The 16192-nt window shown below is 41.7% G+C and carries 12 protein-coding genes; all 12 read right to left on the bottom strand.

The window, feature by feature from the left end; translation table 11 throughout:
- Position 1: 1 nt before the first annotated feature.
- The 12 genes from hypA to nikB all read right to left on the bottom strand — a co-directional run bounded on the left by hypA (position 2) and on the right by nikB (position 16192).
- Complete coding sequence (hypA, locus tag Gferi_RS20110) at positions 2–343, bottom strand: hydrogenase maturation nickel metallochaperone HypA (RefSeq protein WP_069979679.1); 342 nt, start codon at positions 341–343, stop codon at positions 2–4.
- Positions 336–806, bottom strand: a complete 471-nt coding sequence (locus tag Gferi_RS20105) for a hydrogenase maturation protease (protein ID WP_069979677.1) — start codon at positions 804–806, stop codon at positions 336–338. The genes hypA and Gferi_RS20105 overlap by 8 nt, the downstream gene beginning before the upstream one ends.
- 136 nt (positions 807–942) lie before the next feature.
- The gene (locus Gferi_RS20100) at positions 943–2370 is read right to left on the bottom strand and encodes a nickel-dependent hydrogenase large subunit (RefSeq protein ID WP_069979675.1); all 1428 of its coding nucleotides are present in this window, start codon (positions 2368–2370) and stop codon (positions 943–945) included.
- 34 nt (positions 2371–2404) lie between these two features.
- Positions 2405–3346 carry a hydrogenase small subunit gene (locus tag Gferi_RS20095; RefSeq protein WP_069979673.1) on the bottom strand — a complete coding sequence of 314 codons (942 nt, stop codon included), beginning with the start codon at positions 3344–3346 and terminating at the stop codon, positions 2405–2407.
- A 25-nt stretch (positions 3347–3371) separates the two neighbouring features.
- Positions 3372–7913, bottom strand: a complete 4542-nt coding sequence (locus Gferi_RS20090; protein ID WP_069979671.1) for an RCC1 domain-containing protein — start codon at positions 7911–7913, stop codon at positions 3372–3374.
- Positions 7914–8144: 231 nt separating this feature from the next.
- A complete protein-coding gene (locus tag Gferi_RS20085) occupies positions 8145–9917 on the bottom strand; it encodes an ABC transporter ATP-binding protein (RefSeq protein ID WP_069979669.1) in 1773 nt (590 codons plus the stop codon).
- Between the two features lie 13 nt (positions 9918–9930).
- Positions 9931–11655 carry an ABC transporter ATP-binding protein/permease gene (locus Gferi_RS20080; protein ID WP_069979667.1) on the bottom strand — a complete coding sequence of 575 codons (1725 nt, stop codon included), beginning with the start codon at positions 11653–11655 and terminating at the stop codon, positions 9931–9933.
- Between the two features lie 35 nt (positions 11656–11690).
- Positions 11691–12443, bottom strand: coding sequence for a class I SAM-dependent methyltransferase (locus Gferi_RS20075; RefSeq protein WP_069979665.1), 753 nt, complete (start codon positions 12441–12443; stop codon positions 11691–11693).
- A gap of 19 nt (positions 12444–12462) precedes the next feature.
- Positions 12463–13425, bottom strand: a complete 963-nt coding sequence (locus Gferi_RS20070) for an oligopeptide/dipeptide ABC transporter ATP-binding protein (RefSeq protein WP_069979664.1) — start codon at positions 13423–13425, stop codon at positions 12463–12465.
- Entirely contained in the window at positions 13413–14405 is a 993-nt protein-coding gene (locus tag Gferi_RS20065) for an ABC transporter ATP-binding protein (protein ID WP_069979663.1), read from the bottom strand. Before Gferi_RS20065 ends, Gferi_RS20070 begins: the two co-directional genes overlap by 13 nt.
- Before the next feature lie 14 nt (positions 14406–14419).
- Positions 14420–15256: a nickel transporter permease gene (gene nikC, locus Gferi_RS20060; protein WP_069979662.1), complete on the bottom strand. Its 837-nt coding sequence runs from the start codon at positions 15254–15256 to the stop codon at positions 14420–14422.
- A complete protein-coding gene (gene nikB, locus Gferi_RS20055) occupies positions 15257–16192 on the bottom strand; it encodes a nickel ABC transporter permease (protein WP_069979661.1) in 936 nt (311 codons plus the stop codon).

The raw sequence follows: 16192 nt of genomic DNA, 5'->3' as shown, positions 1-16192 counted from the left end.
CTTATTCTCCTTCCAGGGTGTCAATATACAGCTCATAGCCTGTTATAACATCATTGCTGAAACTACTGCATAAAGGGCAAATCTTATTAAAGTAGCTAATCTCATATATATTTTTGCATTGATCACACCGTGCAGTTGCCTTTACACGATCAATGGACAACGCTGCACCTTCTACCGCTGTATCCTTCGAGAAGGCTTCGAAGGAAAAACGCAGGGCACTTTCCTCTAAACAAGTCATCTCGCCAATTTTTAAGACTACTCTACTGATTTTGCTTAGATTGTGCAAGAGGATATTCTCTTTTATAATTTCAAACAAATCGGCTGTAATGGAAACTTCATGCACTTTTTTCACTCTTCTCTTCAAGAATTTCAGTTCGTAGAATTTCTATCATTCGCGGTAATTGTCGCTTTATGGTCTTAGATAAATTTAAATCAAAACAAATCTCTTCCGGTTCTATTCCAATGATCATAACCTTTGGAAAATATCCCATATGATTTACATTCTGAAGCAAATCCAATACTTGGACATCATGCAAGGAAGTTGTAGCCTTTACAAAGTTTCCTAATTCTTCAGGGGTTAGCCTATAGATAGTCCCGGGAGCATGTCCTCCCTTTACACTATCGACAATCACCACTTTCTCATGTTTTAAAAAAACATCTAGTAAGTCAAAAATGCAGGTTCCTCCATCAACTAATAATACTTCATTACTCCATGCTGCTTCTTCAATATGCTTCAGAATGTGAATCCCAACACCATCATCCTTCAGCAATATATTTCCGATTCCCACCACTGCTGTTTTTTTCATAGGCTTCTCCTTGTTCCCTAAGTCTGTCTATAGCATTTCGGAACGGCACAGTGGCCGTTCCCTACAAATCAGGCCTTCGTAGGGGCGGTACCACCGTGTCCGCCCGCCCTTCCTCGGAACGGCACAAAGGCCCTCCCTATAAACCTGGTGCGGACACAATAAATTTATTTTCTATTCTTCCTTCCGGTGTCATAATATGAACAGCACAAGCAGTGCATGGGTCGTAGGAGTGGATAATCCGCATCAGTTCAATAGGATTATTCACATCTTGTATCTGAACGCCTATCAAGGCCTTTTCCAAAGGTCCCATTTGATCATTGTTGTCCTTCGGTGATACGTTCCAGCAGGTAGGTGTCACCACTTGATAATTTTCAATTTTTTGACTCTTATACTTTATATAGTGTACCAAGGCTCCCCTTGGCGCTTCTGTCACACCCACTCCTTCTCCAGCGCTGTAACCCATATGTAAATTAGAGTCGTACTCCTGTTCACCGCTGCTCAGTTCATTAATCCATAGTGACAATGCATTGGCAACTTTCTTGGTTTCCAGCATCCTCGCCACATGTCTGTCCATAACCGAAACCCCACCTCTGTAATCTCCATTGATCCAGGCTCTGGCCAAAGGCCCTGCCTCATGGGGAAGATCTAGATATCTTGGTGCCTTGATCCATGAATAGGCATTAGACTTGTTTAAAGTAGGCTTAGTATTGTCATCCTTCAGCTCTGCCCGCTCTTTGCCTTCATACCAGGCATATTTGATGTCTTCTGTAATCCTTCTTGGTTCCACACTCATATATTGCCCTTCAGTGTACCGTCCGCTTCGATAGAGCAAATTAGGATTGGAAGAACTTTCCAATTCAAATACCCCAAAGGAGATGAAATTACGATAACCTTCACCAATCTGGAAATAATCTTTATACACCGATGCCAGCTTTTGTACATCTCCATGATATTGTCCATCCACAAAGCTTTTCACTTCTCCCAATAATCTTTTATAATTGCTGATTTCAGAGGCAGTAGGTGTTTTGGTGACACCGCCAGGCATAATAGACATTACATGAGGGATTTTTCCAGCAAAAAGAGAAACCATTTCATGGGCTTTCCTTCTGATTTCCAAGGCCTTCAAATAATTATTAAACATTTCCTCACTGGCAGACTTAGAAAACCGCATATCTGTATCATAGCTGGTTTTCCACGGAGATCGGTTCGGTCCCTGTATATAATCCAGCAGCGTTAAATGATAAAAGTGGAGGATATGGTCAGCAACATAATTGCCTCCCTGAATTAAGTTTCTCAGCAGCCGCGCCTGCCCTGTAGGTCTGAAGTTACGGGACATCTCCAGTGCCTTCACTGATGCAATTCCGTGGGATACAGGACAAAGTCCGCAAATTCTCTGGGTAAGGTGCACAGCATCCCTTGGATCTCTGCCTTTTAATATATTTTCAAAGCCTCGAAACATATTGCCTGTACTTTTTGCGGCAATAACCTCCTTGCTGCTGTCAACTTCTACTTCTATTTTCATATGCCCTTCTAATCGGGTCACCGGATCCAGTTTAATCTTCATTCAATATTCCTTCCTTCCTATGGCCAATTAATGATTAATTGTATATTTTACTAAATGGAAAGTTCGAACTGGAGCAGCCGATGCACATATTTCCCGTACCAAAGCAGCCTTTTCTATTGTTCCAATCGATCCCCCAGTATCTCGTATAGCAAGTACTTCTGGTTTCATCATCTTTTCCCTTGCACCCCATATTATCAAAGCAGTTGCCGCAGACACCCATTTTACTTGTTTTTTGTGTATCCTTTAATGGACAATTGGCCTTACCATCTACCTTGTCATGGAGCTTTTTCTCCGAATATAATCCCAGGGGTCTGTTCTTGCTATCTTTGGTCATGGCTATTCCCGCAATAAGCTTGACAATGGTCTCTCCAATAATATATGGATGCACAGGACAACCCGGAAGATTTACGATTTTACTCTTATAACTGGTTCCCAACACTTCTTCTACTGATTTTACACCTGTAGCATTGCTTCCTGCTCCTGCTACTCCTTTAAAAGCTGCACAGGTACCAATAGCAATAATATGCTTTGCATCTGCTGCCAGCTCTTTTACTGCCTGCAGTGCGGTCCAAGGCTGATTGTTCTTTTCTCCGATGACACAATGAATACCCTCTTGTGCTGTGGGTATGGCTCCTTCTACGATGAGTATGTAATTGTTTTTAATCATCTGTACCTCAGGATTAGCCTGCTCCATAGCATCCTTGGCAGCTGCTGCCATCAAGGTACTGTGATATTTTAAATCAATATGCTCCGTCAGCATTTCATCCACTGTAGGTACACCGTCACTATCCTTTTCTACCATATTCAAAAATGAGATGGTGCAGCCGGAGCATCCGGCTGCCTGTATCCAAATCACTGGTGTATATTCCATAGTTTCTAATGCATAGGTTGCCTGTTCCAGCTGTACCTTTCCCATTCCCAACACGGTGGCCGAAGCAGTCATCCATTTGATAAAATCTCGTCTGGATATCTTCATGATCTTCACATCCCCTTATTTGTAGTTAATATGTAATAAAATCCAAATACTCCATCATGTTCTTAAATACAGTCACTGCCTCTGCCCTCGTAGCTTTGTTTTTTGGTTTAAAGGATTGATCTGCATAGCCTTTCATGATCCCAAGCTCAATGGCAACATCCGTAGCCAACTGTGCCCATGGGCTAACCTGATCTCTATCTGCAATCCTGGTGGAAGTCGTACTTCTATCCAATTCTTTTAGTACCTGGACAGTTTTGGAAATCATGACAGCCATTTCTTCCCGGGTGATTTCTTTGTCGGGTTTAAAGGTTCCATCCTCGTAACCAGTGACGATTCCTAGCTTCATTGCCGCATAGACATGCTTCTCATACCAACTATTGGCTTGGACATCCTTAAATGGCTTTATTGCCACATCGTCAGCCTTATAACCTAAGCTTCCGATCAGCATGGTTACAAACTGCGCCCGTGTAACGTTGTTATTTGGGATAAATTTCCCTTCTTCCATTCCTTTTACTACTTTTTTCGATGCCAGTAATTCAATATTGCTCTTCGCCCAGTGGCTGTGGATATCCTCAAAGGTTTTTTCATGCTCTATAACAGCATAGATACTGTTTCCATTACGTTTTATCACTGCCACCGTTTTTCCATTCTCCTGAATGAAGGTAGTTGGGACAGGCTTCCAGTCATTATTTTCCCAAACAACCCCAACACACTTTCGAGGATCTACTGCACGGTCTAATACAATTCTTCTTTCAACATACTGATTTTCAAAATATTTTACCTCTACGGTTTCATTAGCAAAGACTGCTTCCATCATGAACCCTACTGGGCTTCCAATAATTTTGTAACCCATCGTATCCATAGATGTAAGAGATATCCTTTCCATCGTGATCCTTAGACCTTGTATACTGCCTTTTTCCCAGCTCATTTTTTCGAGAACAGCTAGATCGTGCGGAATGACATAGCTAGCCTCTCCGTCATTAACAATAAATATCGTTTTGTTTTCCATTAATATGCTTAAAGCATCAGCATCTAATTCCAGTACTGTTTTAGCATTAGACTTTGGAATTTCCACCTGAATCGCAGTTTTATCCTTCATTTGGTTTATCACATCTTTTAATACATGAGAATTGATTCGTCCATGTTGTGAATTTTTGCTGCCTGTTATTTCTACCAGCTGATTTTCCCTTGCCGGATTACTTGCCATCTTATCGCCATGATCAGAAGTTTTCTTCTTTCCTGATGGACTATTTGGAGTCTGTGATTCTTCTCCCGGCTCTTCTGCATCCTCTCCCGGCTCTTCTGTATCCTCTCCCGGCTCTTCTGTATCCTCTCCCGGCTCTTCTGCATCCTCTCCCGGCTCTTCTGTATCCTCTCCCGGCTCTTCTGCATCCTCTCCCGGCTCTTGTGGTATATATTTAGGATCAAGCAATCCTAAAATATCTTTAAGTAAGTTAAATTCTAGGTTTATTTGGAATGTAGAAAGATTTTCTGGCAGCCAGTAGTCCCCTTCAAGCTCTATATCCTCTACTAAAGGCTCATTAGGTTCCTCAGGCAGGTCCTCATGATTCCCCATCAAAAGATTCATGACAGGTGTACTTTGATTAGTGGCTGTCCCGTCTCCCAGCCTTCCGTTTCCATTATCTCCCCATGCCCATACGGTATTGTTGAACTTTACCGCTAAGACATAATTGTTTCCTGCAGATATATCTACAATATCCTGTAGATATTGATTTGTACTTTCACTGCTTCCCTTAAGGACTTGAACTGATGTGTTTCTTTGGGTAGTGGTACCGTCTCCCACTTGTCCCTTTTCGTTATTTCCCCACGCCCATACCGTTCCATCTGCTTTTAGTACAACAGAGAAATTATTTCCTGCAGCTATTTTCCTTATATCAGTTACTCCAGATACCTGTACCGGACTGGTTCTGTTGGTGGTGGTGTTATCTCCTAACTGTCCCTTATCGTTCTTTCCCCATGCCCATAGGGTTCCATTTGATTTAAGGGCCATGGTATGTTCTCCTTGGGCACTTATGGCTATGACATCGGTTAAGTTGTTTACCTGAACCGGTGTATTGCTTCCTGAGCTTGACCCATTCCCCAGCATACCATTTTCACCTTTGCCCCAAGTGTAAACTCTCCCATCTTCTCTTAAAGCTACACTGTGCTCTTTTCCTGCGGCAATGGCAACTACCCCTTGCAGGAATGCATCCGAACTATCGGTTACACCTTTTCGAACTTGAACAGGTGTACTTCTTTGGCTGGTACTGTTATCTCCCAGCCGTCCACTTCCATTTTCTCCCCATGCCCATAGGGTTCCGTCTGCTTTTAGGGCCAGAGTATGGGTATGACCAGCAGTGATGGCAATAACATTGGTTAAGCTAGTAACCTGAACTGGTGTACTCTTCTGCACAGTAGTACCGTCCCCTAACTGGCCTTTATCGTTTTTCCCCCAGCTCCAGACCGTTCCATCTGCCTTTAAAGCAATGCTGTGCCCGTTCCCCGCTGCTACTGCGATTACATCCGTCAGATTGCTTACCTGCACTGGTGTATTGCTGTTAGCAGTTGTACCATCTCCTAATCGGCCATTTTCATTATTTCCCCATGCCCATACCGTTCCATCTCCCTTTAGTCCAAGGGAATGGTTGTTTCCTGCTGCAACTTGGATTCTATCACCCATTGGGTCCTGGATTCCTTTCTTTCTATTTATAGTTACCCTATAGGTCTTTTTTGTACTTCCATCTTCTGCAGTTACCTGAATCGTAACGATATTTTCGCCTATATTCAGTTCCAGCATACGAGGCATCCCATTAGACAAATTTATACCGTTAAGCTTCATAGAAGCATTGCTATCTTCCAACCAAGCTGTAACATCGATGGTATTCCTGTCATGATCCACTGCCAGATTGTATTCCGTAACACGGTTGTCAAAAGTTGGCATTAAATCCCCATAACTCATTAAAATATCTGCCAGGTTCGCGTTTTCGCCCAATAACACTTCTTCTGGGGGCGGATCATTGCTGTTAGAATCTCCCCGGTCCGGTTCTGAATCTGGTTCTGGTTCTATCGGATTAACAGGTGCTTCAATGTCCTCCCCGTCTGAAATAATCCGATCTACTGTGATTATATAATTTTTTTCTGTTATGCCATCCTCTGCACGTACTAAAATGTCTACAATATTTTCTCCCTCATCCAGATCTATGGTGCATACCCTTCCGCTAATTTGGGAAATTCCATTTATCTTCATGGATGCATTTAGATCTGCAAGAGTAGCTATCATATCAATCCCATATACACTGTCAGTAACCGTCACCCTATAATCGACAATGCTGCTACTAAAAGCGGGACTAAGAACACCCTGGCTTATTGTAAGATTAATTAGATTGGCATTATTGCTCTTAGCGATCGTTGCAAGGCTGCTTTGGACGGGTATAGTGCGATTGGTTGTAGTCCCATCTCCTAATCGACCATCACCATTATTTCCCCAGGCCCATAGGGTTTCATCGGCTTTTATGGCTAGCGAATGGTCGTTTCCTGTGGCTATTGCCTCAACTGTATTTAAATTGGTAACTTGAACTGGAGAAGTTCTATTCGTTGTTGTTCCATCCCCTAGTCTTCCGCTGCCATTATTTCCCCAGGCCCATACTGTACCACTAACTGTTAGGGCTAAAGCATGATCACCCCATGTTGCTATCTTGATTACTTGAGATAACCCGGAAATCTGAACTGGACTAGTTCTTGCTGTCGTTGTTCCATCACCGAGCTGACCGCTCCCATTTTTACCCCATGCCCAAATAGTCCCATCTGATTTTAGCGCTAAGGAATGATCCTTTCCACCTGACACAGCAACTACACCTGTTAATCCAGAGACTTGAACAGGCGTCCTTCTATCCGTCGTTGTCCCATCACCAAGACGTCCCGAATCATTGAGTCCCCAAGTCCGCACAGTTCCATCACTTTTTACAGCAAGAGAATGCTGACTGCCAGCTGCAATAGACACTGCATTTGTTATATCTGTAACTTGAACAGGGGTACTGCGATTGGTAGTTGTACCATCTCCCAGCTGTCCTTTGTCATTCTTACCCCAAGCCCATACAGTTCCGTCTGCTTTTAGGACTAATGAATGATCTCCGTTTGCAACTATGGCTATTATTTCTGTTAATCCTGCCACTTGGGTAGGAATGCTTCGATTGGTTGTTGTTCCGTCACCTACTTGGTTTTGATTATTTTTGCCCCAAGCCCATACGGTTCCATCTGCTTTTAACGCTACAGCATGGTCCGTACCTGCTGATATTGCTTTAATTTGAGAAAAATTTGGAATAGGTGTAGTTATAGTTCCCCCTCCGAGTTGTCCAAACTGATTTTTACCAGCACCGAAAACCGTTCCATTAGGTGCCAATACTATACTAAAGCCATTTCCTCCAGCAACCGCCGGGCTTGTTGTGTAGCTACTTATTTCATTGGCAAAGACTGCATTTTCCGGTATAAAGCTAGAGAATAAGTTTACAAGTATTGCAAATAACATTATGTAGGCCATTATTCTGATGTGTCTGACTTTTTTAACCACTGAAGCATCCTCCCTGTTAAAAGTTATTATTTGAATAATATTACCATTAAGATTGTACACTCAGTGATAATAATAGTCAATATCATTTATCTTGCAGTTCGACATTTTTTTACAATTTACGCAATCTATCCGCCCTAGAAGAAGATTCAATAAATAAAGCAGGTTTGTAATATTGATTTTTAAATTCCCAATATTACAAGCCCGCTCATTTTTAATCGTTTCTATTCTCTTTTATACAGCAACAGATGCTATCTGTGCATTAATTAAATCATAATAATATCCCTTTCGTTGCACTAATGATGTATGATTTCCTGTTTCTGTAACTTTTCCATCCTGCAGCACCACTAACCGGTCTGCTTCTTTAAAGGTAGAAAGTCTGTGGGCTACAATCAATGTGGTCTTTCCTTTACGCAAATCATTTAAAGACTGCTGGAGCAGCCGTTCATTTTCCGTATCTAAGCTGGACAATGCTTCATCTAGGATAAGGATTGGTGAATCCTTTAAAAAAGCTCTTGCAATAGCTAATCTTTGTCTCTGCCCTCCGGACATTTTTAAGCCCCGTTCTCCTGCATTGGTATCATATCCCTCTGGAAGTCCCATAATAAATTCATGGATATGTGCCGCTTTTGCCGCCTTCTCTACTTCTTCATCTGTGGCCTTAGGGTTTCCCATTCGAATATTTTCACGAATCGATAGATTAAAAAGATAGATTTCCTGAGGTACTACGGTAATGAGGGAACGCAGAGAATCTAAGCTTAAGCTTCTGATATCTGTACCCTCAATTGTAATTTTCCCGCCTGTCACATCCCAAAATCTCTGCAACAAATTAATGCATGTAGTTTTCCCAACACCGGACTCTCCTACCAATGCGACTGTTTCTCCATGATTTACTTGAAAGGAAGCTTTATTTAAAACAAGAGGAAGCTCTTTACCATATGTAAAATCGACATCGTGGAAAGCAATTTTCAGTTCATTACTTTTATTTAGCTGAATCTTTCCTGTGTCTTTAACGGTTTCTTCTGTTTCCAGTACCGCTGCTACCCGCTTTGCCGCCGCTAAAATAATACTGAAGTTTCTGCCCATGGCAGCAACCTCTAAAATAGGACTAAAAATATTCGCTGCAAGAATCATGATTACTGGCAGCCATTGTTTGTTCAAAGATCCCTGAACTACCAATAATGCCGACACAACTAATATACTAACCATAGCCAGGGAACTCACCCCGTTAAGATAAGCCCCTTCAACGCCCATTCTTTTTCCATAGGCTAGTAAACTTTCATAAAGGCTTTCTGAGTACCTTGATAGTCTAGCCGTATAACCGGACTTATGATTAAAAGAAACAATCTCCCGCAACCCTTGTATTCCATCAATCGCTTCACCATGAACTGCAGCCAATCTTTCTCTTGTCTCAACACCCTGTTGGTCCGCCTTCTTTTTAAACCAAAAAGGAATACTAAACAGAATAAAAATGAATGGCAAGAGTATGAGTGGCAGTATCCAATGCATGGTAAACATCATACCTAAGGTAATGAGCGGAACAGCTACAGCTACTAAAAAAGCCCCTGCTGTATGTGCAAAAAACCATTCTAATACTTCAACATCTGCCATAAGCGTAGCTGCAAGCTCTCCTGAACGCTGTTTCAAAAGATAAGCCGGAGCTACCCGCTCAATGGCATTATAAAGCTTAATCCGAAAATCTACTAAAATTCTAAAGGCTACTTCATGGGCAAACCACATATCTGAATAATACATAACAATTCTTGCTGTTACTAATATCCCTAGAATCGGCAAGTAAGGAAGAATTTGCTCCTTTTTACCCCCAATCACTGCCACCCCAACTAAATAGGCCCCTAATGCAGGACCAATAATCCCTAATAAATGATGCAGAATACCACTTAATACAGAGAGGCTCATGCCTTTCCTATAAGGCATTAAATAGTTCAGCAGTGGATGAAAGCCTTCCAGTCGAAGCTGCTTAAAAAGTTGTTTGCTATTTTTATCCATACCTTTTCCTCCTTTACTGCTGCGCCTCAATTAATTTGGCATAGAAACCTTTTCGAGCAAGCAGTTCGCGATGGGTTCCCTCTTCCTTTATCACTTGGTCATCCATGACGAAAATCCGGTCTGCATTTTGGATCGTAGATAATCGGTGGGCGATCACAATCGTTGTCTTATTCTTCATAAGCTTTTCCAATGCATTCTGTATTTTTTCCTCACTACGGGCATCCACATTAGAGGTAGCTTCATCCAAGATCAATAAAGGAGCATCTTTTAGAAAAGCTCTTGCAATCGCCAGTCTTTGCCTTTGCCCTCCTGAAAGCCGTATCCCCCGTTCCCCGACCACCGTATGATATCCTTCTGGCAGCTCAAGGATGAATTCATGGGCACCTGCAAGCTTAGCTGCCTTCTCAAGTTCTTTGTCAGCGGCTTCCGGTTTTGCTATACGCAGATTATCAGCAACAGATCCATAGAATAAATAGGTATCTTGAAAAACAACTGCAATTTGTTTTCTAAGTGCTTCTAAAGAATAATTTTGAACATCCAATCCATTCATCATTATATGGCCAGACTGAGGATCAAAGAATCTCAGGATCAATTGTACCAGAGTGGATTTTCCAGAACCTGATTTTCCGACAAAAGCAATCTTTTCCCCCGGATTTATTTTAAAAGATACATTTTTAATAGCCTCACGCTTCCCGCCGGCATAGGCAAAGGTAACCTTTTGGAATTCTAAGTCGGGCAATCCTTGATCCATCTTCTCTTCTAAATAAGTATCTCTTTCTTTAACAATCAATGGTTCATCAAAAAGCTGAAAAATGCCTCTTGCTGCTGCAAAACCTAAAAAGCTTGAATGCCAAAGCCTATTTAAGTCGTTAAGGGGACGGAAGCATTCTACTGTTAAAAAAAGAATCACAAATAGCTCCGCAGCCGGAAGCTGTCCAGTAGTTACCCGTAACGCCCCAACACCTGCAGCAAAAGCGGCTCCTGCTGCTGCTCCCCACTTTACAATGGCTGAGTCTAAGAGGGATACCCCTAAACTTTTCATAGATCGGCTGTATACATCCCGTGCTTCTGTTTCTAATTCTTGACCTTTGTTTTTACTGGATTGAAAGATTTTTAAAGTGGTCATTCCCTGCACCGCATCGATATATTGGGCATTTAACTTGGCATAGGATTGCCAATACTCTAAAATAATTCTCTTAAAGATATTGCTTCCAAGCTGAGGGGAAGCTACAGCGATAAAAAGGCCGCCCGCTGTAATCATCCCTATCACAGGGTCTATCCTCCAGATATAAAAAACTACAGCACCTGAACCTATTATAGAGACCAATAGCTGCGGAATATATCCTGTAAGGAAAGGCTCTAAAGATTCAACGCCATCAATGAGTACAGATTGAAGATTTCCACTACGATAGTTCTCTTGATACCCCGGCCCTAAATCCATCAGCTTCATCAATAACCGTTCGCGAAGCCGGTTTTTTACTAAGCAGGCAATCTTTTTCCCATAAACTTCATCGCCCCTGAACAAAAAGCCTCTGATTATAATCAAAGCGATAATTATTGAAATTAAAGGAGCAAGCATATGAATATTTGCCCCTGCATATAACGCTTTCATCACGGCTGCAATGGCAAAGGCTTGTCCTACATAAGTTCCAACAATCAGAAGTCCTAGTAAAACTTTTAAAAAAACTTGCATTTTTACACCATTTAAAAATGTAAATAATCTAAAATATAGGTTCATAATCTATCAACTCCCATCCTTTTCCTTAAAGGCATCTATTTCTTTTCAGCCCCCACCATAAACATCGGAGTTGATCTGTATAATATTTTATCCTCTTCACTCCGCACCCTCTCAGATATATCTGTTTCAATAAAAACTTTATCATAGCCGCAGTCTACTAATGCTGCAGCATCCCACTGGGGCCTTCGGACCTTACTTAAAAACAATTCTTTCGTGATGGCGTCACTTTCTGCCATATTGGCCTTGTCGTGAGTGTCAATAATCCCCAATTCCTTAGCTCTTTTTTTATCTTCCTCATATTGTCTTTGCATCTCCGGATCGTGAAGCCTCAGTCCCCAGTTTCCGTCAAACACCAGAAGCCTCCCTTTTGGCTTTAGAACCCTGTGCCATTCACGGTAGGCATCCATGGGCGCTCTCAATGTCCACACCAGGTTTCTGCATAGAATCAAATCAAAGGTTTCATCTGCAAATTCAAGATTATGAGAGTCCATTACATGAAAATCTACCTGTACATCAACCCTTTCTGTATTATGCTTTGCTTCGCGGATCATATTTTCAGTACAGTCAATAGCTGTTACCTGATGTCCCATCAGGGATAGCAGCATTGCAAAAAATCCTGGTCCTGTCCCTATATCTAAAACCTTTAGAGGTTTTCCCGCTGGACGATACTGGTCAATTAAGTTAATCCAAGCATTCTTTTTAAAACTCTCCATCTCTTTCCATATAGCTTCACTATAATCAGAAGCGCGGTCCTTCCAATAATTCTCTATCTTTTTTTGAATACGCATCTTTCATTCCTCCATTTTTTTATTGTATGCAGCTATGGCAAGCTATGCTGTGATTCAGTGATACTGCTTTTAGCTCAGGCTTTTCTTCATGGCATTTCTTCGAAGAGGTATCACAGCGATGGGCAAAAACACAGCCTTTCATTTCATCTTCGGCATAACTGTTTCTATCAACTGTTTGGGTGAAAAAATGATTTTTTCTTGAGGCATAGGACGGTACAGAGTCTAGGATCATCTTCGTATATGGGTGCTTTAACTGGTCAAAAATGTGTATGTCTTCAATGATTTCAACAATCGTTCCCCTATACATCACGGCCAGTGCATCGGCTAAGTAGTATACTGCCTCTAAGTCATGTGATATCAATAAATAGGATAACTGAAACTGTTCCTTTAAATCTGCCAGTAAATTTAATATCTGTGCTTGTATGGAAACATCCAAGCTGCTGGTGGGTTCGTCCAGCACAATCATTTTAGGCATTACTGCCAAAGCCCGTGCAATGCACAATCTCTGCAATTGTCCTCCACTGAATTGATGAGAGAATTTATGCTTATCCTCCCGATGTAAATCTACTAGTTCCAGGAGCTCTTGGACTCTTTCCTTTTCCTCATCAGCAGTCAGTTGAAGAAAGTTTCTTAATGGCTCCAGCAAGACTTTTTCTGCCGTATATCTTGGATTTACAGAACTATAGCAGTCTTGAAAAACCAACTGCATATCTTTGCGCACATCTAGCCGTCCTTTTTTTTGAAGCTCTGCAATATTTGTGTTTTTAAACTTTATTTCACCGCTTGAAGGTACTTCCAGCCCCGTTATTAATCTGGCCAGCGTACTTTTGCCGCAGCCGCTCTCTCCGACGAGGCCTAAGCATTTTCCCATTTCCAGCTTTAGACTTACATCTGCCACGGCTTTTTTCTTTTTTACGGGACTCCAAAGATATTTTCTAGTGTGATATGTTTTACTCACATTCTCTAAGCTTAAGAGATGCATGCATTCACCTCGATTCCCCTAGCTTGAATACAACATACTTGATGAAGCGGATCGATGATTTTTGGTGCCATATCATACTGTAAGCATCGATTATGGGCATATTCACACCGATCTGCAAAGGGGCATCCCTGATATTTCTCGGTAATCCGCGGCGGCGCCCCTTTGATTGCTTCAAGCCTCCTCTTTTGAAAAGCCGGTTTTGACAAAATCAGCGCCTGGGTGTAAGGATGCTGTGGATTTTTTAGCAACACCTCTACTGGTGCTTTTTCTACGATATATCCCCTGTACATCACAGCCACTTCATCTGCAATACGGGCAATCACTCCAAGATCATGGGAAATAAAAAGGATGGATGTATCATATTTTCTTTTCAAATCAATCATTTGGCAGATAATTTGATGCTGTATGGTCACATCCAAAGATGTCGTAGGTTCGTCGGCAATCAGTACAGCCGGCGACATGGACAGGGCAATGGCGATCATGACCCGCTGCAGCATTCCTCCGCTGCACTGAAAAGGGTATAAATCCATTAGCTTATGCGCATTCTGTAAGCCCATTCTCTGCAGCATTTCTATCCCCACTTTTGCGGCTTCTTTTTGACGCATCTTCGTGTGTGTAATAAGAGTCTCTGTAAAATGTTTACCGATAGTAATAAGAGGATTAAAAGAAATCATTGGATTTTGCGTAATCATAGCCATTTCTTTACCACGAATTCTTCGCATATCCTCATGAGACATTTGCATAAGGTTTTTTCCCTTTAGCAACAGCTCCCCGGAAAGATTCCAAACCTTAGCATCCAGCAAACGGAGTATGGATAGGCTGGTAACAGATTTGCCACATCCGCTCTCCCCAATTAAGCCTAAAGTTTTGCCTAAATATAGCCGGAGATCGATCTTTTTCACAACGGGTATTCCATTTGCACCTGTCTGCAACTCTATATTAAGTTTTTTGATATCCAACACAATATCTTTTTTTTTCATCGAATCAACCTCTCTCACGATACACGCATTTCTTCAACAATATCTCTTAAACAATCACCTAAATAGTTAAAGAAAATTACTGTTAAAAATATGGCCATTCCGGGATAGGCCATAAGCTGCGGCATTGTACGGATAAAATCCCTACCGTCACTGATCATAATCCCCCATTCCGGTGTAGGCGGCTGAATACCCAAGCCTAAAAAAGAAAATCCTGACAAGTGCATGATCACGCTGGCTAAATCAAGGGTTGACAAAACAAGGATTTGTGGAACTAAGTTAGGAAATATATGGAGTATAATGATATCCATGTCAGAACTTCCTGAAATCTTTGCTGCAGCCACAAAGTCACTGTTTCTTAGCTGGAGCGTATTGCTTCTTATTACCCGTGCATACCAAAGCCAGTGGACAGCAATCATCGCGATCATAATATTCTGGATACCAGGTCCCAGTACGCCAATAATGACAAGCACTAAAACCAGGCTGGGAAATGCCAGAAAAATATCGCACAATCTCATCATCCAGCCATCAATCCAGTCTCCCTTATAACCAGAAAACATCCCTACTATGGTTCCAATGGTCAGCGAAAGTATGGTAATCACAATGGCTACACTTAAGGATATTCTTGTACCATACATCAGCCTTGAAAGCAGGCACCGCCCCATATTGTCGGTACCTAGGGGAAACTCCGCACTTGGCCCCTTTAATCTAGCGGTAAGCACCACTTCAGTAGGGTCATTCGGTGCCAGAACTGGTGCAAAAGCAGCAATCAATATCAATAGACCTATGCCGATAAGACAAATTCTAGCCATTTTATTGTTTATTAGGGTACTAAAGAATAGATTCAGCTTCATCTAAATCTCCCCTTTTCTAATGCGTGGATCCAAATAAGCACTGAGCACGTCTACAATTAAGTTAGAAAATACAAATATAACGGCGGTAAAGATCACATAGCCCTGAATCATCGGATAGTCCCGGTTAAAAATAGACTGGGTAATCAACCGACCTATGCCTGGCCAGGCAAATACATTCTCCACAATAAAACTTCCTGTCAATAAGTAGCCAAAATTGATGCCAAAGGCATTCAGGATAGGTAGAAGAGAATTCTTAAGAACATATCTGCCTAAGATCAGTTTCTCTTTCAATCCTCTTGCACGGGCATATAAAACAGACTGATGTCTCATGTTTTCCAAAATATTCGCTCTTAACAGCCGAATATAACTGGCTGCCAATCCGACTGCTAAAGTAAAAGAGGGTAAAATCACATGCCTTGCGGTACCCCTTCCCATCACTGGAAATAAACCCAGTTTTAGCGAAAAAATATAGATCAAGATGAACCCCAGCCAGAATGACGGCATGGAAGCTCCAGCAAAAGAAATCAGCCGGCTAATATGATCCAGAATACTATTTTTATGTAATGCAGATAGAAGACCTAATGGGATACTAATTACCACTAGCCAGGCAAAAGCAAAAGAAGCCAGTTGGACAGTTGCAGGAAAGGCATACATCAATTCTTCTAAAACCGGTTTTTTTGTAACATAGGATTTCCCAAAGTCTAGACGAAGTGCATTACCCATCCATTCCATATAACGGATGGGCAATGGTTTGTTTAATCCCAGCTCTATTCGGGCAGCTGCGATGGCTTCATCTGTAGGAGGTATTTTTACAACCGATAAATATGCCTGTGCGGGATCTACAGGCATGAGATGTACTAAAAGAAAAGTTACAACAGATATTCCTAATACAACAGGTATTAAACTAATCAGTCTTCTGACAATAAATGAACGCAT

The sequence above is a fragment of the Geosporobacter ferrireducens genome (assembly GCF_001750685.1).
Lineage (GTDB): Bacteria > Bacillota > Clostridia > Peptostreptococcales > Thermotaleaceae > Geosporobacter > Geosporobacter ferrireducens.
The sequence above is the reverse complement of the archived record's forward strand: the minus strand, read 5'-3'. Positions and strand labels throughout refer to the sequence as shown.

Bases quoted from the DNA above. Each gene is read 5' to 3' on its own strand.
- Gferi_RS20075 (WP_069979665.1), bottom strand. From the start codon at position 12,443: ATGCGTATTCAAAAAAAGATAGAGAATTATTGGAAGGACCGCGCTTCT.
- Gferi_RS20065 (WP_069979663.1), bottom strand. From the start codon at position 14,405: ATGAAAAAAAAAGATATTGTGTTGGATATCAAAAAACTTAATATAGAG.
- Gferi_RS20085 (WP_069979669.1), bottom strand. From the start codon at position 9,917: ATGGATAAAAATAGCAAACAACTTTTTAAGCAGCTTCGACTGGAAGGC.
- nikB (WP_069979661.1), bottom strand. From the start codon at position 16,192: ATGCGTTCATTTATTGTCAGAAGACTGATTAGTTTAATACCTGTTGTA.
- Gferi_RS20095 (WP_069979673.1), bottom strand. From the start codon at position 3,346: ATGAAGATATCCAGACGAGATTTTATCAAATGGATGACTGCTTCGGCC.
- Gferi_RS20105 (WP_069979677.1), bottom strand. From the start codon at position 806: ATGAAAAAAACAGCAGTGGTGGGAATCGGAAATATATTGCTGAAGGAT.
- Gferi_RS20070 (WP_069979664.1), bottom strand. From the start codon at position 13,425: ATGCATCTCTTAAGCTTAGAGAATGTGAGTAAAACATATCACACTAGA.
- Gferi_RS20100 (WP_069979675.1), bottom strand. From the start codon at position 2,370: ATGAAGATTAAACTGGATCCGGTGACCCGATTAGAAGGGCATATGAAA.
- Gferi_RS20080 (WP_069979667.1), bottom strand. From the start codon at position 11,655: ATGAACCTATATTTTAGATTATTTACATTTTTAAATGGTGTAAAAATG.
- nikC (WP_069979662.1), bottom strand. From the start codon at position 15,256: ATGAAGCTGAATCTATTCTTTAGTACCCTAATAAACAATAAAATGGCT.